Here is an 18,321-nt window from a genome sequence, read left to right on the forward strand (position 1 = left end):
GACTCACCCCTGACCCTCGACAGGCTCGGGCAACATTCCAGTGGTGCTGTGCCCCCTCGACAGGCTCGGGGAACGTCGCAGTAGCGCTCGGGGAACGATGGCCGAGCCTGTCGAGGCCGCACCCCCGATGGGATTCGAACCCACACTGTGGCGGGTTTAAGCCGCCTGCCTCTGCCGGTTGGGCTACGGGGGCCCGGCGGACAGTCTAGGGCCGCGGCCCCAAACAGTCGGGTGTCCGTCCGCCCTCAGGCGAGCAGCCCGGCTGCCAGGGCATCCAGGATGTCGGATTCGCTGACCGTCATGGTCTGTTCCACGCGGGCGGCGATCCTGGAGAGGATCAGTGCCCCGCCGCAGATCACCTCGGCACGCTTGGCGGGCAGGCACGTGCTCGCCTCGACCTGGCTGGCGGACATGCCGAGCAACCTGTCTGCCAAGTGCTGGATCTGGTCGACGCTCAGGACCGAGCGGTGCACCTTGTCGCGTTGGTAGTGCGGCAGTTCCTGGTGGATGGCCGAAAGGCTGGTCGCAGTGCCGGCCACCCCGATGAAGGAGGCAACCCGGCCGAAGTCGATCCCGCTGCCGTCCAGCAGGTGGTCGACGAAGTCCGTGGCAGTCGTAACCTCGTCGTGGCTGGGTGGGTCACTGACGAGAAGGCGTTCACGCAGCCGCACCGAACCCATGTCCAGGCTGGTGGCCTGCAGGATGGTGGCATCCCGCTGCCCCAGCACCAGTTCGGTGGAGCCGCCACCGATGTCGACCACCAGCACCGGGCCGGCCTCGGGCCGGACCCCCGACAGCGCCCCGGCGAAGCTCAGCGCGGCCTCCTCGGCGCCCGGGATGACCTCGGCCTCGACCCCGAGCCGGGAGCGCACCCCGTCGAAGAAGAGCTCGCGGTTGTGGGCGTCACGGGCCGCCGAGGTGGCGACGAAGCGGACCCGTTCCACGCCGTGGTCGGCGATCACCTGCGCGTAGTGGTCGATCGCGGCAAAGGTGCGCTGCAGGGCCTCCGGGTGGAATTCCCCGGCCGCGTCGACGCCCTGCCCCAGCCGGACCAACTCCAGCTGCCGGTCCACCTCCACCGGGCGTGAGTCAGGGCCCGGCTCGGCCACCAGCAGTCGAATGGAATTGGTGCCGCAGTCGATCGCGGCGACGCGCATCAGTTGCCCTCGACAGGCTCGGGCGACGTGGCGGACAGCTCGGGCGACGTGGCGGACGGCTCGGGCGACGTGGCGGACGGCTCGGGCGACGTGGCGTCCTGGAGGCAGGGGCGGGTCCAGAAGTCGCCCAGCTTCTCGACGGCCTCATCGCCCAGCGGATTGACACCCGGCCCGGCAGCCAGGGCGTGCCCCACCAGCACGTGCAGGCACTTGACGCGAGTGGGCATGCCTCCCGCGCTGATCCCCTCGATCTCAGGGACCTGCCCCAGCGCCGCGCGATCGGCCAGATAGGACTCGTGGGCGGCCTGGTAGGCGGCGGCCAGTTCCTCGTCGGCTCCGAGCCGTTCGGTCATCTCGGCCATCAGCCCGGAGGCTTCCAGCGTGGAACAGGCCGAGGTGGCCCGCGGGCAGGTCAGGTAGTAGGTGGTGGGGAAAGGAGTGCCGTCGGGCAGACGAGGCTCCGTGGCGATCACGCCGGGCTTGCCGCACGGGCAGCGCCAGGCCACGCCGGCCACGCCGCGCGGCATCCGTCCCAACTGTTGGTGGATCGCCTGCTCGTCGGCGGGGGTCATCGCTTCCAGATCTGCCATCTATCGCTTCTTCGTGGGTGTCGGGGTGGTGGTCGCAGTGGGAGTGGCCGAGGGCGACGCGCTCGATTCGGCCCCGGGTGCGGTCACCACCGGTTCGGTGGTGGCCTCGGGCACCAATGGTTCATCGGCGGCCGCCAGGGAACCTGCCAGCCGGTCCCACCAGGCCGTGCCGTGTTCCCCTTGGGGGACGGTGCTGGTGGATTGGATCGTCACGCTGCTGTCCAGGGGCTTGCCCGTGGCGTCCACCACGCGGTAGCCGACCTCACCGGGGACCACCCAGCCCAGTCGCTGACGGGCCTGGGTCTGCACGAAGTCCGGGTCCTGCCAGCGCTCGATCTCGTCGGCCAGCTCCGCATTGGCTGCCGTGCGCTCCGCGATCTGCTGCTGCGCGATGGCCAGCTCGCGCTCCTGGCGCAGGTAGACCCGCAGACTCGAGGCGTAGCTGAGCAGCAGGATCGCACACACCACCAGCAGCACGATGGCGCGGCGGGTGAATCCGACTCCGCGGATCAGGCGGGGCACGGCGGCCACTGCCGCCAGCTTCTGGTTCTCGTCCTCGGGACGCACGATCCGTCGGGTGGATCGGTTGCCCCGCCCCGCGGCCCGCGCGGCCGTCCGGGCCCGCGGGGAGTCGGACTTGCGGGCAGACGCAACGGCCCGGGTACGCGGCGTACCGCGACCCGGACCGTTGTGTGTGGGCTTGTTCATCTACCCAGTGTTACAGGTTCCGAGCAGTGCTCAGGCCTTGAAACGCGGGAAGGCGGAGGCGCCGGCGTAGCTCGCGGCGTCGTCCAGGTCCTCCTCGATGCGCAGCAGCTGGTTGTACTTGGCCACGCGCTCCGAACGGGCCGGGGCGCCCGACTTGATCTGGCCACAGCTCAGCGCGACGGCCAGGTCGGCGATGGTGACGTCCTCGGTCTCGCCCGAGCGGTGCGACATCATCGAACGGAAGCCGGCACGGTGGGCCATGTTCACGGCGTCGACGGTCTCGGTCAGCGAACCAATCTGGTTCACCTTCACCAGCAGCGCGTTGCCGGCGCCCTCGTCGATGCCCTTCTTCAGGCGCTCGACATTGGTGACGAACAGGTCGTCGCCCACCAGCTGCACCTTCTCGCCCAGGGCGGCGGTGATCTTCTTCCAGCCTTCCCAGTCGTCCTCGTTCAGCGGGTCCTCGATGGAGACCATCGGGAAGTCGGCCACGAGCTGCTCGTAGTAGGCGATCATCTCGTCGGCGCTCTTCTTGCCGCCCTCGAAGTTGTAGGTGCCGTCCTCGTTGTAGAACTCGCTGGCGGCAACGTCCAGGGCCAGGGCGATCTGCTTGCCGGGCTCGAAGCCGGCCTTCTTGATGGCCTCGACGATCAGCTCCAGGGCGGCGCGGTTGCTCTCCAGGTTGGGGGCGAAACCACCCTCGTCACCCAGACCGGTGGCCAGGCCCTTCTCCTTCAGCACCGACTTCAGGGCGTGGTAGACCTGAGCGCCGTGCTGCAGGGCCTCCTTGAAGCTGGTGGCGCCGATCGGGGCGATCATGAACTCCTGGATGTCGACATTGCTGTCGGCGTGCGAGCCACCGTTGAGGATGTTCATCATCGGGACGGGCAGCACATTGGCGGTGGGGCCGCCCAGGTAGCGGTACAGGGGCAGACCGGCCGACTCGGCAGCGGCGTGCGCGACGGCCAGCGAGACACCCAGGATCGCGTTGGCGCCCAGCTTGGCCTTGTTGTCGGTGCCGTCCAGCTCCAGCATGGCCTGGTCGAGCAGACGCTGCTCGGTGGCCTCGAAGCCCAGGACCTCTTCACCGATGGTTTCGATGACGTTCTCGACAGCAGTCAGGACGCCCTTGCCGTCGTAGCGAGCCTTGTCGCCGTCACGCAGCTCGACGGCCTCGAAGGCGCCGGTGGAGGCACCGGAGGGAACCGCAGCGCGGCCCTCGGCACCGTCGTCAAGGATGACCTGCACCTCGACCGTGGGGTTACCGCGGGAGTCCAGGATTTCCCGGGCGTCAATGAATTCGATGGTTGCCATCTGATCTGCCTTTCGCAAGATGGAAGATTTTCCACTGTCAGCCTAGCGTTCCCCCAGCACAGGGCAACGGGGGCCCAAGCATTGCGGGCCTCGGTTCGCCACGTGGTCACCTGTTGGTCACCTCGCGGGTGGCCACTACGCCTAGCCCGGCCCCGCAAACGTGCTGGGGCAGGGCCTTGGCCGCCTAGCGCGGCCTCGGCGTGCCTGGACCCAGCCACCCCGCCGGCGCTCTCGATACTGCCGGGCAGTGGGTCTCCGACAAACTCCTGCCTCAAGATGGGAGCGAATTTGGGCCACTGGTCAATTTCAGCAAAGCCGCCCGAACGCGTGGCAGTATCGACTCACTTGCCGAGACCCTTCTTCAGTTCCTGCTCGTAGGTCTCGAGGTAGTTCGCGAAGTCGTCGCCAAACTTCGGATCGGTCTGCATGTAATTCTTCTCCATGTACTCTTCGAAGGACGTCGACGCCGCGTACTCCTTGGCCTTAGCGACCCAGTAGTCCTTGGCTTCCGGCTTGATGTCACCGGGTGCGATGACTCCACGGAACTGCGCGAAGGTCACGTTGATGCCCTGCTCGACGGTCGTCGGAATGTCCTTGAGTTTGTCGTAGGTGTAGCGCTCCTCGCCAATCATGCAAAGGCCGCGCACCTCCTTGGCGTCCAACTGCCCCATGACCTCACCCGGATTTGCCAAGGCGACGTCCACATGACCACCGAGCACGGCTGCGATGGCCTCGCCGCCCGACTCATATGGGACCCGCTGAAATTTCACGCCCTGGTCCTTCTCGATCAGGGAGAACTGGATGGCGTCGTTGCCGGTAGCGCCGCCGGAGACCGACACGCGAACCGCGCCGGACTTGGCCGCATCGACGACCTCCTTGCAGGTCTTGTACTTAGAGGCAGTGGGGACAACAACGATCGTCGAGTCCTGACCGACCTTCATGATCGGCGTGAAGGAGCGCCAAGTGAACGGCACCTTCTGCGTGAGCGGCAGGTTCACCAATGCGGTCTCGGTGGAGAGGAGATGCGAGGCGCTGCCCTTGTTGCCCATGAAGGCGCCGTATCCCACGGCGCCGCCCCCGCCCGGCTTGTTCTCCACGGAGATGGTCTTCTTCGTCACCCCCTCAAAACCCTTCGCAATGGCTCGGCCGGCGATGTCCGAGCCGCCGCCGGCCGACATCGGGACGATCATCGTCAGCCGGTTTCCCGGGTTGAACTTGTCGCCTGCGCCAGACGATGAGTCGCTGCCACTCCCGCCACAGGCAGAGAGGGCCAAGAGGGATGCGAGCGTCATCGCGGCAATCTTGGAATGCCTAGTCATGAAATGACCCACTTTCTTGAACATCGTTGTTACGTGAGTTGGTCAGGTTTTGTGCGGTCAGAGACGGGCCCTGGAGGACTTCAGATGGCAGCCTCCTCGCTGTGGTGATGCCGGTGGGTAATGCGCTTGATCAATGCCGGGAGCAGCATGATGAGAAGGGTGGCAACGAGGATGCCGAGTGAGATCGGGTGCCGGAAGATGATGGTGAGGTCGCCCTTGGCATAGGACGAGGTCTGATTGAGTGCCTTCTCCAACATCGGCCCCAGCACAAGGCCCAGAATGAGGGGCGCCGTCGGGTAGTCGTACTTCTTGAGCAAGTAGCCCACGATGCCCGCGACCAGCAGTACCGTCAGCGCGAAGGGGTTGTTCTGCACAGCGAAGGCGCCCAGGACGCTGAAGAAGATGATGGCCGGGTAGAGGTAGGAATACGGCAGACGGAGAGCCTGGGCGAACACAGGTGCGAGCGGCAGGTTGAGCACGAGCAGGATGACATTGCCGATGAAGAACGACGTCAACAATCCCCACACCAGTTGCGGCTGACTGGAGAACAGCAGCGGCCCGGGCTGGATGCCGTACATGACGAAGGCTCCGAGAAGAACGGCCGTCGTCGCACCGCCGGGGACTCCAAGGGCGAGGGTCGGGATGAAATTAGCGTTGGCGGCCGCGTTGTTGGCCGATTCCGAGGCCGCGACGCCTTCAATTGCGCCGTGACCGAACGTCTCGCCACGCCGGCTGACCTGCTTCTCGATCGAGTAGGCGACAAGCGCCGCAAGCGTCGAACCGGCACCGGGGAGAGTGCCCAGACCAAAACCAATGCCTGAACCGCGCAGAATAGACGGAAGCGCTTGCTTCACCTCGCCAGGCTTGATGACCATGTCCTTCATACGTGTGCGGATCGGTTCAGTGCCACCGGCGCCGAGCTGGGAGATCACCTCGCCGATGGCGAAAATGCCGATCATGACGACGACGAAGTCGACGCCAGCCAACAGGTCCACATTGCCGAAGGAGAAGCGCGCCGCTGTAAATCCCGAAGAGATGCCCACTGTTGCAAGGAAAAGGCCAAGGCCGGCCATGATCAGGCCCTTGCGAAGGTTGTCACCGGAGAACGAGATGATCGTCAACAGGCCCATCACCATGATCGCGAGCATCTCAGGAGGGCCGAAGTGCAGGGCTGCCGCTGCGATGGGGGCAGCCACGGCCATTAGCAGGAGGAGCGAGATGATGGCGGCGATGAATGAACCGATGGCGGCGATGGCTAGAGCGGTCCCCGCTTTCCCCTTGCGGGCAAGGGCATAGCCGTCGATGACAGTGGCGATTGCGTTCGCGTCACCCGGGGTGGCGATGAGAACGGCCGCGATCGTGCCGCCGTACTGACAGCCGTAATAGATGCCCGCCAGCATGATGAGGGCGGTCAGCGGGTCCATCGTCAGGGTGAGCGGCAGCAGGATCGCGACGCCTGTGGTCGCGCCCAGACCAGGAAGCATACCGATCACAGTGCCTGAGACGACGCCGACGAAGCACCACAGCAGATTGGTGAAGGTGAGGGAGGCCTGGAAGCCCATGATGAGGTGATCGAGCATGGGAGATCCTTAGATGAGGCCGAGCAGGCCAGCGGGCAGGGGAACCTCGAGCAAGATCCCAAAAACGAGGAATCCGAACGCAAGAGCGAGGGCACCGCCAAGCAAGGCCTGCCACCACTTCTTCTTCTCGATGAACCAAAGCAAGACAATCACCATGAGCGTCAGCGAGAGCAGCAGTCCTATGAGGTTGACAAGCAACACCATGGTGGCAAGGATCGCGAAGACGAGCACGACGGCTCGGTTACGCTGCTTCTCCGTGCGGCCCATGGCGTCGAGTTCCTCGGCAGGCGCTGCCCCAGCGGCAGTGGCGGAATCAGCCACAGCCTCGAGTGTGGCGCCCTCGCCCCTTTCGTCTGCGTGTTGCTTGGCCTCAAGCATCGCGACCATGACGTCCCACGCGCTGGCCAACAGGATGAGGCCGCCAGCGACGACGGGAACAAAGCCGGGGCCGACCAGGCCCTCTGGCGTCTTGGGACCGTACTGCAGGCCACCAATCAAGGAGACCAATCCGACGACGATCAGCGCTGCACGCATGAGCCACGGCCCCAGTCTCGCCAGGAGGCCCTGCTGCGGGGCCACGTGCAAGGAGCTCATGCTGGCACCTCGATGACGAGACGGTAGAGGTCGATGGCATTGTTTGCCGAGGTCATGCGCGTGCGTCCGCTCGGGCAATGTTCTGACGTGCCAGGCCCAAGCAGACGTCGAAGGCGCGCTGGGTCGGACCCAAGGATGCCTTTCCTGTGCCAACGAGGTCGTAGGCCGTTCCGTGGGCGGGGGTACAGATCGGGACTGGCAACCCGCCCTGGACGGTGACGCCCTGGTCGAAACCCAGCAACTTGATGGCGATCTGGCCCTGGTCGTGGTACATCGTCACGACCCCGTCTGCGCCACCGTCGCGGGCCCGCAGGAACAGGGTGTCGGACGGGTAGGGACCTTCGACGTTCAGGCCTTCTCCCTGCACCTGCTTCACAGCAGGAGCAATCTCATCGATCTCCTCGCGACCGAACTGACCATTCTCTCCGCCGTGGGGATTGAGGGCACAGACGAGGATTCGGGGGTTCTCCTTGCCGTCGGCCATGAGGACATCGTGGAGGAGGTGGATGGCGTCGATGCAGCGCTCTGTCTTGATCAGCGGCGCGACGTCGGCGATTCCAATGTGGCTCGTCACACGGGCCGTTGTGAGATTGGGAAGAAGGTTGAGCTCGCTCGTGAAGCCCTCGTAGCCAAGGGTTTTGGCGAACCAACGCAGCTCGTCCTCCTCGTGCATTCCTGCATCATGCAACGCGGATTTGTTGAGTGGTGTGAACATGATGGCGTCCACCTCGCCCCGCTGGAACATCGCGAGTGCCGCCAGAAGGTCTACCTTGACGCGCAACCCTCCCTCGATGCTGGGCTTGCCGCGCTCCACAGCAACGTCGGCACGCTCACTCCCGACGCACACCACGCGTCCGGCGCCGGGCTGGTCGGCGATGGGGACGCTGACGCCGGCCTCGACGGCGGCAGCTTCTACTTCGGTCCGACTCGCGAGGACGTGGAGCTCGGCAGAGGCGAGATTTGCCGGAACAGCAAGCACGCGGGTTGCGAGTTCGGGACCGACCCCGGACGGGTCTCCCATGACGAGTGCAATGCGTGGCAGACGCGGGATCATATCGAACCTCCGTTGGTTGATAGCGACACCGTGAGCAACGGCGCTCATCTACATATTATATATCCTACCGGGTTTTGCAAGAGGTCTCGACGATGCATCCCGGTCTGATGAAACGGGACACCCACATCACCCAAGATGTCCGGACACAGGATTCTCCACCCTCCGGCTGGGCATCTTCGGCAGTCCGACGATCATCGCTTGCCGCGGCGCCCCTGCCCCAGGTGTGGGCATCGCCACCCCCCTGCTCATGACATCGAAGCGAGTCAGAGCATCACGCGGAGCCGATGTTGCAGGTAGTGAGAGGAGGAATTGCGAGGTCGACTCGTGGTGTTGGCCTAGCTGGCGGGACGGCCCTGACGCTCCAATTGGACACGGCCGCGCAGATTGGACAGGTGCATCGTCATCGCCAGTTCTGCAGCCCGGGGATTGGCTGCGGCCACCGCATCGAGGATGGCCCTGTGCTCCACGAGCGTCTCTTGGCGGTCGGTGACCACATGCTCATCGAAGGAACGATAGCGCTGGACATGGCTACCCAGGGATTCGAGCGCCGTACTGAGGAACCGATTGCTGGCCGCCTCGGCGATGAGCCCGTGGAAGCGACGATCCGCCTCAAGAAAACCCGCGAAGGCTTCCAGGCTACCGTCTTGACTCAGGCTTCGCTGCGCCTCCAAGGCCTCCTCCATCCCTTCCAACATGGCAGAAGAAACATGCTGGCAGGCCAATTGGGCCAAGCGCGCCTCAAGGGTGATGCGAGCCTCGAAGAGATCGTCGAGATCGTGGGGATCCAGCCGTGGAGCTACCCGGAAGCCCTTGTTGGTCTCCCTTGTCACAATGCCACTCGCCTCCATCCGCACGAGCGCTTCCCGCACGGGAGTGGCCGAGACACCGAGCCGAGTGGAGAGTGCGTCTATGCGCAGAGGTTGGTCAGGCGCCAAGATTCCGGCGACGATGAGTTCCGACAAAGCCGCTTGGACGCGGGCGGACAGGCCGATCCGGTTCTCACGACTGAACGGGCCCCCCATAGTGGCGTCCATGAACCCTCCTCGGGTTTTCTCTCTAGAAAATATTATATTCTCGGAATCTGGGCGGCAAATACAGTACCGAATCCTAGATGCACTTGATCGTCAAGCATGGCAACTAGCCCGCGCGATACACCTAACGCAGGCTGCCCGAAAGAACGGAGGGAAGGTCGCTACCCACCAGCCTGCGCTGTGTGGCATGGATTGGCTTTGGTCGTTGGGCGGGTACCTCAGCTGCAGCGCGATCCGCAGCACGCGCTGGTGCAGCTCCTGGCGAACTATCCGATCCTCAAGCCCCCTTGACACTCCGAGGACTTAGCACCACGGCCTCCCGGTTCGAGCGCCACCTCTTGCTGTGCCACCATCTTCAGCCCGTCGCCTCGGCCTCGATGACGCGTCGCTCGAAGGCGCGCAGGGCGTCACGGGTGGCCTGGTCGGCATCGACCCCACTGGCCTGGGCACGTTGCACCAGCGACAGGATCTGCTGGCCCACCTCGTCCGCGCCGATCGGCTCGTCGTCCATGGCGACCCCGACGTGGTGGTTGCGCGAGCGCGAGGTCACCTTGGTGGCGCGTGCCAGCACCGACAGGTGCTCGGCGATCCCCTCCAGCGCGGAGGTTCGGCCCTTCTCGGCCCGCTTGCGGGCTTCCCAGGAGGCGTCGATGTCGTCGGGCGGCTGGCTGCCCTGGTCGAAGACATAGGGGTGGCGGCGCACCAGCTTGTCGCTGATCCCGGCGGCCACGTCCTCGATCGTGAAGCGGCCCTCACCAGCGGCGATCTCGCTGTGGAAGACGACCTGCAGCAACAGGTCGCCGAGTTCCTCGCGCAGGTCGGTGTCGTCGCCGGCCTCGATCGCGTCCAGCACCTCGCCGGTCTCCTCCACCAGATAGGTGGCCAGGCTGCGATGGGTCTGTTCGGCGTCCCAGGGGCATCCGCTGCGCAGCTGGTGCATGATGCGCACCAGACGTGCCAGCTGGGAGTCCTCACCGAGCTCGGGCTGCCCGGGGGCGGGCGGCTGCGCGGTCATCCGGGTCAACGGCCGAGGATCTCGCCGCTGCTGATGTCCTCCATCGACAGCGAACCCGAGGTGCCGCTGAAGGTGCCGCGGGCCTCGTCCCAACCGCCGAAGCGGGGGTTCACCTCGACGTCGAGCGACTTGATGGCGCTGCGCACCTTGTCCTGGCCGAGTTCCTGGTTGATCACCGCATAGTCGGCGAAGCCGTTGACGGCGACGGCGCAGTCCTCGTCGGCCAGCAGCTCCTCGCCCTGCAGCTGCTTGAGGGCCTGGCTGCGCTTGGCCGGGTCCACCGCGGTGGAGGTCTTCTCGGCCACGGCCTCGGCCAGCTGGCCGGAGAGCATCATCCGGGCCACCTCACCGGTCAGGGCCTGCGAGTCCTGCTGCACCAGCCCGGCACAGCCGGCGGCGGCGTCCTCCACCTGGGCCATCGACACCCGCTGGCCGGCCACCTCGAAGGCGGTGCCACCGGTGGGGGTGGAACAACCGGCAAACAGTGCCAGAGCGGCCATGGGAACAACGAGGCGTGCCAACTTCATCAAGGTCTTCCTTCCCGACGACGCCCTGGCCAGAGGGGCTGGGCTGACCCAGCGATTCTAACCACACCCGATGACCGCCGATCGCAGGGCTCGTTCATCCCTGCGGGGCGGACCCACGCTGCTCGAGCTCGAGCTCGGGCAGCGGAGTGGCGCCGAAGATGTCCACCACCACGCGGGTGGCCCACTCCAACAGTCCCCGGCCCACGACGGGCTTGCCGGTGACCGGCGCGGTGGTGGGGCGCGGCACCAGCAGGAAGCCGGCCTGCCGCTTGATGACGCTGCCGGGATAGAGGCGCTCCAGGCGCAGCTGCCTGGACTCGGGCAGTTCACCCACCGGGCTGAAGCGGATGTTGTTGCCCTGCCCCACCACCTCGGTGATGCCCACGCTGCGGCACAGCAAACGGAAACGTGCCACCTCCAGCAGGACCTCGGTGGGCCCGGGCAGTTCGCCGTAGCGGTCGGTCAGCTCCGCCCGCACCTCGACGATGTCGTCCACGGTGCGCACCTCGGCCAACCGCTTGTACATCTCCAGGCGCAGGCGCTCCGACTCGACGTAGTCATTCGGCAGGTTCGCGTCCACCGGCAGCTCGATGCGCATCTCCGGCTCCGGTTCGGCCTCCCCGTCACCGCGGAAGTCGGCGACGGCCTCCCCCACCAGGCGGATGTACAGGTCGAAACCGACGTCGGCGATGTGGCCCGACTGCTCGCCACCCAGCAGGTTGCCGGCACCACGGATCTCCAGGTCCTTCATCGCGATCTGCATGCCCGCACCCAGGTCGGTGTGCGCCGCCATCGTCGCCAACCGGTCATGGGCGGTCTCGGTGAGTGGCTTCTCCGGCGGGTACAGGAAGTAGGCATAGCCGCGTTCCCGGCCACGGCCCACACGTCCACGCAGCTGGTGCAGCTGGCTCAGGCCCATCAGGTCGGCGCGTTCGATCAGCAGGGTGTTGGCGGTGGCGATGTCGATGCCCGCCTCGACGATTGTGGTGGAGACCAGCACGTCGGCCTGGCGATCGAGGAATTGTTGCATCACGTCCTCGAGCTGGTGCTCGTTCATCTGGCCGTGGGCGGTCACGATGCGGGCCTCCGGCACCAGTTCGCGCAAGCGCGCAGCGGTCTTCTCGATCGACTGCACCCGGTTGTGCACGTAGAAGACCTGCCCCTCACGGGCCAGCTCGCGTCGCACCGCGGCCACCACCTGGGCCTCGTCATAGGGGCCGGCGAAGGTCAACACCGGGTGGCGCTCCTCCGGTGGGGTGGCGATCACGCTCATCTCGCGGATGCCGGTGATGGCCATCTCCAGGGTGCGCGGGATGGGCGTGGCGCTCATCGCCAGCACGTCGACGTTGAGGCGCAGCTTCTTCAACGCCTCCTTGTGCTCCACGCCGAAGCGCTGCTCCTCGTCGATGATCACCAGGCCCAGGTCCTTGAACTGCACCTCGCCGCTGAACAGCCGGTGGGTTCCCACCACCACGTCCACCTTGCCGGAGGCGATGCCGTCCTTGACCGCCTTCGACTCCGCCTCGGTCTGGAAACGCGACAGCTGCGCCACGTGCACCGGGAAGCCGGCGTAGCGCTCGGCGAAGGTGGCGTGGTGCTGGGTCACCAGCAGCGTGGTCGGCACCAGGATTGCCACCTGCTTGCCGTCCTGCACGGCCTTGAAGGCGGCACGCACGGCGATTTCGGTCTTGCCGTAACCCACGTCGCCACAGATCAGGCGATCCATCGGGACCACCTGCTCCATGTCCTGCTTGACCTCCTGAATGCAGGCCAGCTGGTCGGGGGTCTCGACGTAGTTGAAGGCATCCTCCAGCTCGCGCTGCCACGCGGTGTCCGGCCCGAAGGCATGACCCCGGGTGGCCTGCCGTGCGGCGTAGAGCTTGATCAATTCGGCGGCGATCTGCCTGACCGCCTTGCGGGCGCGGGACTTGCGCTTGTTCCAGTCGGCGCCGCCCATCTTGTCGAGCGTGGGAGACTCGCCACCCACGTAACGGGTCACCAGGTCGAGCTGGTCCATCGGGACGAAGAGCCGGTCGCCGGGCTGGCCGCGCTTGCTGGGGGCGTACTCGATCACCAGGTACTCGCGGGTGGAGCCGCCCACCGTGCGCTGCACCATCTCCACATAGCGCCCCACGCCGTGCTGCTCGTGCACCACCGGATCGCCCGCCTTCAGCTCCAGCGGGCTGATCTGGTTCTTGCGGCGGCTGGGCATCTTGCGTTCGGACTTGTCGGCGGCCTTGTTGCCGGCCAGGTCTGCCGTGGTGAACAGGCTGAAGGCCTTGCTGGGAACCCGGAACCCGTGCCGCTGGGTGGTGGGGACGATGGTGACGGTGCCCGGCTGCGGAGCCTCCACCAGCGCGTCGGCGACGTGGGACCCGATCTCGTGGTCGGTGAGCACCTCGTGCATGCGGCTCGCCAGCCCCTTGCCCTCGACGCTGAGCACCACCGCGTCGCCGGCCGTGACGGCCTGGCCGATCTCCGCGACGGCCCCCTCCGTGTCACCCTTCCAGCGCTCGGCCGCCTTCCAGCCCAGGGCATGCGAGTCCACACCGGTCACCGTCAGGTGGCCCAGCTCCCCCTCGGTCTCCTGGCCGGGTTCGTCGGGCATCGCCTGGAAGCTCGACAGGCTCCACCACGCCTGGCCGCGGCCCAAGGCATGGGCCCGCACGTCGGCCAGGTTCCAGTAGGCCGACGCACCCAGGTCGATCGGGGCCTTGCCACCGGCGGCGGCCGCCGCCCACGAGGCGTGCAGGAATTCCTGGCTGGTCTGCACCAGGTCCTGGGCGCGGGTGCGCACCAGTTCCGGATCGCTGACCAACACCACGGCGTCGGCGGGCAGCACGTCCACCAGCAGTTCCAGGCCGTCGACCAGGGCCGGGGTGAGCGCCTCCATGCCCTCCACCGCGTGACCGTCGGCGAGCTTGTCGAGCATCTCCGCCAGCTCCGGGTGCGCTAGCAGCAGCTCGCGGGCACGGGCCCGCACCGAGTCGTCCAGCAAGAGCTCGCGGCACGGCGAGGCCACCACCTGCGTGATGGTGCTGGGCATGGAGCGCTGGTCGGCGACCGTGAAATGGCGGATCTCGTCAACCTCGTCGCCGAAGAAGTCGATGCGCACCGGGTGTTCCTCGGTGGGTGGGAAGACGTCGACGATGCCGCCGCGCACGGCGAACTCACCGCGTCGCTCCACCAGGTCCACCCGGTTGTAGGCGGCACCCACCAGCGCCTGCGAGAGCGCACCGATGTCGTATTCCTGGCCGGTCACGATGTGCACCGGGGTCAGCTCCGCAAGCCCCTTCACCTGCGGCTGCAGCACCGAACGCACCGGCGCCACGACGATGGAGGGCGCCGGCAGCGGGTCCTTGCCCGCCAAGCGGCGCAGCACCGAGAGCCGCCGGCCCACCGTGTCACTACGCGGGCTCAACCGCTCGTGCGGGAGCGTCTCCCAGGCGGGGTAGTAGGCCACCTCCTGCTCACCGGCCCAGCTGGACAGCTCCGCGACCAGCTGTTCGGCCTCGCGGTAGGTGCTGGTGACCAGCAGCACCATGCGCCCCACCCGACGCGCCACGGTGGCGGCCAAGGCGGCGCGCGCCTCGGCCGGGGCAGTGATGTCCAGGGTGGGGGTGGCCGAGGCCCGCCCGATCACCCCGGAGAGCACCGGATCGTCGGCCAGCAGATCAGTCACACCAGTCAGAGTCACCCGACAAATCTACCCGGCCGGGACAATGCCCAGCCTGCGCCGCAGGCGTGCTGGGGCCGGCGTTCGCCCACGGTCGCTAGAGTCGCTGGTGTGAGCAATCCAGCATCCCTCGTCATCCTGGGCGCCTCCGGCGACCTCACCCACCGGCTCCTGCTGCCCGGCCTCGGAACCCTGCTGAAACAGAACTCCCGCCCCGACCTCACCCTGGTGGGCGCGGCGATGGAGGACCTGGGCGAGGAGGAGTGGAAGGAGATCGTGCGCACGGCGCTGGCCGAGAGCGACTGCCCCCAGTCCCGCATCGACCAGGTGCTGTCCACCACGCGCTACGTGAAGCTGGACGTCACCAATGGCGACGAACTGAAGGCGCTGCTGGACGACCTGCCCAGCGATCCCGTGCTCTACTTCGCCCTGCCGCCCACCGTCACCATCAAGGCCTGCCAGGCGCTGACCACGATCGAGACGCCCGAGAACCTGCGGCTCGCGCTGGAGAAGCCCTTCGGCGCAGACCTCGACAGTGCCCGCGAGCTCAACCAACTGCTGGGCCAGATCGTGCCGGAACGCCAGATCTTCCGCGTCGACCACTTCCTGGGCAAGGCGACCGTGCTCAACCTGTTGGGCCTGCGCTTCGCCAACCGCATCTTCGAGCCGATCTGGGACGCCAACAACATCGACCACGTCAACATCGTCACCGACGAGGTCCTCGCCCTGGAGGGGCGCGCCGGCTACTACGACCGCGCAGGCGCCATGAAGGACATGATCCAGAGCCACCTGCTGCTGGTGCTGGCCATGTTCGCCATGGAGGAGCCGGCCCGCCTCGACGAGCTGGAACTGCGCGACCTGATGGCCCACGTGCTGCGCGCCACCGAGCTGTGGAGCAATGACCCGGTGGCCGATTCGCGTCGCGCCCGCTACACGGCAGGCTCCATCGCCGGCCGTGAGATCCCCAACTACGTCGACGAACCGGGCGTCGACGCCGCCAACTGCACCGAGACCCTGGCCGAGATCACGGTGCGGATCAAGACCTCGCGGTGGGCCGGTGTGCCGATCCGGCTGCGCAGCGGCAAGGCGCTGGGCGATGGCCGCAATGGCATCACCGTGGTCTTCAAGCCCGTGCCGCACGTGCCCGAGGGCTTCACCAATGTGCCCACCCCGAACGTGATCAGCATCGGCATGAAGCCGGAGAACATCGCGCTGGGAATCACCACCAATGGCGAGGGTGACGTGCTCGACCTGGAGGACTCGGTGCTGTTCACCGAGCTGGGCAGCAGCGCGGTGCGGCCCTATGGCGAAATCCTCGAAGGCATCCTCGACGGTGACCCCCTGCTCAGTGTGCGCGGTGACATCGCCGAGGAGTGCTGGCGGATCGTCAGCCCGGTCGTCGAGGCCTGGACCGAGGACCGCGTCCCGATGGACGAGTACCGCGCCGGCTCGTCGGGCCCGAACAACTGGAAGTGACCCTGCCGTCCTGCCTGGCCCCACCCATGACCCCGGTCATGGGTGGGGCCTTCGCAATGCGTGACGCAGGCGGGATGTGACCCGCCGGCAACCTGCGTAGCGTCATGATCAACGCCTACCAGGAGAAGATCATGACCACCCCACCAGAGACCCTGCTGCCCTTGATCAGTGGCACCAAGATCACCAAGTCCTTCCAGGTCGGGTCACGGCAGGTGCAGATCCTGCATGGCGTCGACGTTGCCGTGCAGCCGGGTGAGCTGGTGGCGATCATGGGCCAGTCGGGTTCCGGGAAGTCGACCCTGCTCTACTGCCTGGCCGGCCTGGAGCAGTCCACCAGCGGTGAGGTGGTCATCGACGCAACACCCCTGGCCCAGCTCAATCGTGCCGCGCTTGCGCGAATGCGGCGCAGCAGCGTCGGTTTCGTCTTCCAGCAGTACAACCTGGTGCCCACCCTCTCGGCCTACGAGAACATCGCCCTGCCGTGGCGGCTCAACCGACAGCGGCCCGATCGAGAACTGATCATGAGGACCATGACGGCCATGGGCATCGAGGAGCTGGCCCCCAAGCTTCCCAACACCCTCTCGGGCGGCGAGCAGCAGCGCGTCGCGCTCTCGCGGGTGATCGCCCAGCAGCCCCGCATCGTCTTCGCCGACGAGCCCACCGGCGCCCTGGACACCCGCACCGGGCGCCTGGTGCTCGACGAGATCGAGCGGATCGCCCACAATCCCGGCCAGTGCGTCCTGATGGTCACCCACGATCCCGTCGTCGCAAGCCGCTGCGATCGGGTGCTGTTCATGCGCGACGGCGTCCTGGTGCAGGAGATGCTGCGCCCCACCCGCGACCAGGTGGCCGAGACCCTCAACCGACTCGTGGAGGGCTGAGATGCGCCACCTGCACATTGCCGAACTGCGCGGCTCCTGGACCTCCTGGCTGAGCGTCAGCCTCACCTTCATCGTGGTCAACTGGGTCTTCGCCGTGACCGCCTCCTGCCAGGCCGCCATGGACGGCGTGGCGCTGGCCCGGCCCGACGACGTCATGACCAATGACGCCGCCATCGGGCTCAACTACGTGATCAGCACCATGGTCGGCCTGCTTGTGATCGGCACCGTCACCGGGCTGGTCATCGGCTCGCGACGCGGTTCGATCGCCCGGCTGCAACTGGCCGGCGCCGCACCGCGCCACGTCGTCGGCACCCTGATGGTCCAGCTGGCCGTCGTCTCGCTGGTGTGCGCCATCCTCGGCGACCTGCTGGCGTTGCCCTGCGTGCAGCCCGTGCTCGACGCCCATGCGGCAAACCAGGGCATGGAGAAGATCCCCGCCGCGGCGGCGCCGGTGTCCATCCTGATGGCCAATCTGGCCTGTGCTGCGGTGGCGATGCTCGGTGGCCTGCGGGCCGCGCTCCGCGCCACCCGCATCCCGCCGGTCGAGGCCCTTCGCCAGTCGACCGCCGAGAGCGGAAAGCGCAAGGGCACGGTCGGGCGGGTGGTCTGGTGCGGGCTCATCGCCGGACTCGTCGGCCTGATCTTCTGGGCTACCCCGAAGGTGCGCACCATGGACGACGAGAAGTTCGCCGTGCAGAGCGTGATGCAGGCCACCTTCTTCCTGATCCCCCTGCTGGCGACCTTCATGGCCAAGGCCTCCCCCATCACGACGGGGTTGCTGACGCGCGGCTGGACCAAGCTGGTGCCCGGACGCAGCGGCACCTGGCACCTGGCGCGCAACACGGTGCTGGGCAAGATGGACCGCCTCGAACGCACGGTGGTCCCCGTGATGGTGACCATGTGCCTGCTGTTCTCGATGATGTGCCTGGGTCAGTCCTTCGAGGCAACCCTCGAGGCCATGGGTGAGGGCGGCGACATGGCCGGCACCGACCTGCCCGGACTGTTGCTGGTGCTCGGTGCACCGCTGGCGATCTCGGTGGCTGGAGGTCTTTCCGCCCTGCTGATGATGGCCCGGCAGCGCACCGCGGAACTGGCACTCGACGAGATCCTGGGCGCGACTCCTGCCCAGCGCGTCCAGGTGCCAGTGCTCGAGGCGACGATCGTCACGGTGACGGCCTTCCTGCAGGCCTTGGTGGTGACCCTGGTGGTGGCGGCCTTCATGCGGCTCGCCCTGCCACTGGTGCTGCCCACCTTCAAGGTCGTCCTGCCCACGCAGACCATGGTCTGGGTGAGCCTGGTGATCTGGCTCGCCACGACGGCCTGCACCGTGCTGCCGACGCTGGGCAGCCTGCGCACTCCCCCGCCGCGGGTCATCGCACGCCTCGTCGCGGCCTGAGCG

14 protein-coding genes, 1 tRNA gene and 1 pseudogene are annotated in these 18,321 nt (G+C 66.9%); 3 read left to right on the forward strand and 13 right to left on the reverse strand.

Going from position 1 to position 18,321, the window contains the following annotated elements; all coding sequences use genetic code 11:
- Positions 1-119: 119 nt before the first annotated feature.
- From ACOAMO_RS01845 to mfd, 13 genes and pseudogenes are all read right to left on the reverse strand, one after another.
- Positions 120-193, reverse strand: a tRNA-Leu gene (locus ACOAMO_RS01845).
- A gap of 52 nt (positions 194-245) precedes the next feature.
- Positions 246-1,157, reverse strand: coding sequence for an exopolyphosphatase (locus ACOAMO_RS01850; protein WP_420175898.1), 912 nt, complete (start codon positions 1,155-1,157; stop codon positions 246-248).
- Positions 1,158-1,237: 80 nt separating this feature from the next.
- A pseudogene (locus tag ACOAMO_RS01855) lies at positions 1,238-1,747 on the reverse strand (DUF501 domain-containing protein); the annotation flags it as partial.
- Positions 1,748-2,455 (reverse strand): FtsB family cell division protein, encoded by a 708-nt coding sequence (locus tag ACOAMO_RS01860; protein ID WP_420175899.1) that lies wholly within the window; start codon positions 2,453-2,455, stop codon positions 1,748-1,750.
- A 30-nt stretch (positions 2,456-2,485) separates the two neighbouring features.
- Positions 2,486-3,769 carry a phosphopyruvate hydratase gene (gene eno / locus ACOAMO_RS01865; RefSeq protein ID WP_420175900.1) on the reverse strand — a complete coding sequence of 428 codons (1,284 nt, stop codon included), beginning with the start codon at positions 3,767-3,769 and terminating at the stop codon, positions 2,486-2,488.
- 341 nt (positions 3,770-4,110) lie between these two features.
- A complete protein-coding gene (locus ACOAMO_RS01870) occupies positions 4,111-5,061 on the reverse strand; it encodes a tripartite tricarboxylate transporter substrate binding protein (protein ID WP_420175901.1) in 951 nt (316 codons plus the stop codon).
- 107 nt (positions 5,062-5,168) lie between these two features.
- Positions 5,169-6,668, reverse strand: coding sequence for a tripartite tricarboxylate transporter permease (locus ACOAMO_RS01875; RefSeq protein WP_420175902.1), 1,500 nt, complete (start codon positions 6,666-6,668; stop codon positions 5,169-5,171).
- A 9-nt stretch (positions 6,669-6,677) separates the two neighbouring features.
- Positions 6,678-7,262, reverse strand: a complete 585-nt coding sequence (locus ACOAMO_RS01880) for a tripartite tricarboxylate transporter TctB family protein (protein ID WP_420175903.1) — start codon at positions 7,260-7,262, stop codon at positions 6,678-6,680.
- Positions 7,263-7,314: 52 nt separating this feature from the next.
- A complete protein-coding gene (locus tag ACOAMO_RS01885) occupies positions 7,315-8,364 on the reverse strand; it encodes a 4-hydroxythreonine-4-phosphate dehydrogenase PdxA (RefSeq protein ID WP_420175904.1) in 1,050 nt (349 codons plus the stop codon).
- 287 nt (positions 8,365-8,651) lie between these two features.
- A complete protein-coding gene (locus ACOAMO_RS01890) occupies positions 8,652-9,350 on the reverse strand; it encodes a GntR family transcriptional regulator (protein ID WP_420175905.1) in 699 nt (232 codons plus the stop codon).
- A 352-nt stretch (positions 9,351-9,702) separates the two neighbouring features.
- Positions 9,703-10,362, reverse strand: a complete 660-nt coding sequence (locus tag ACOAMO_RS01895) for a MazG family protein (RefSeq protein WP_420176949.1) — start codon at positions 10,360-10,362, stop codon at positions 9,703-9,705.
- Between the two features lie 5 nt (positions 10,363-10,367).
- A complete protein-coding gene (locus ACOAMO_RS01900; RefSeq protein ID WP_420175906.1) occupies positions 10,368-10,889 on the reverse strand; it encodes a hypothetical protein in 522 nt (173 codons plus the stop codon).
- Positions 10,890-10,983: 94 nt separating this feature from the next.
- On the reverse strand, positions 10,984-14,586 hold the full coding sequence (gene mfd / locus ACOAMO_RS01905) for a transcription-repair coupling factor (RefSeq protein WP_420175907.1): 3,603 nt from the start codon (positions 14,584-14,586) through the stop codon (positions 10,984-10,986).
- Positions 14,587-14,676: 90 nt separating this feature from the next.
- Between mfd and ACOAMO_RS01910 the strand changes: the two genes are divergently transcribed.
- The 3 genes from ACOAMO_RS01910 to ACOAMO_RS01920 all read left to right on the forward strand — a co-directional run bounded on the left by ACOAMO_RS01910 (position 14,677) and on the right by ACOAMO_RS01920 (position 18,318).
- Complete coding sequence (locus ACOAMO_RS01910) at positions 14,677-16,041, forward strand: glucose-6-phosphate dehydrogenase (protein ID WP_420175908.1); 1,365 nt, start codon at positions 14,677-14,679, stop codon at positions 16,039-16,041.
- Positions 16,042-16,172: 131 nt separating this feature from the next.
- Complete coding sequence (locus tag ACOAMO_RS01915) at positions 16,173-16,922, forward strand: ABC transporter ATP-binding protein (RefSeq protein WP_420175909.1); 750 nt, start codon at positions 16,173-16,175, stop codon at positions 16,920-16,922.
- 1 nt (position 16,923) lies between these two features.
- Positions 16,924-18,318: an FtsX-like permease family protein gene (locus ACOAMO_RS01920; protein ID WP_420175910.1), complete on the forward strand. Its 1,395-nt coding sequence runs from the start codon at positions 16,924-16,926 to the stop codon at positions 18,316-18,318.
- The last annotated feature ends 3 nt before the right edge of the window (positions 18,319-18,321 follow it).

This window comes from Luteococcus struthionis, assembly GCF_048595755.1.
In the GTDB taxonomy this organism is placed as follows: domain Bacteria; phylum Actinomycetota; class Actinomycetes; order Propionibacteriales; family Propionibacteriaceae; genus Luteococcus.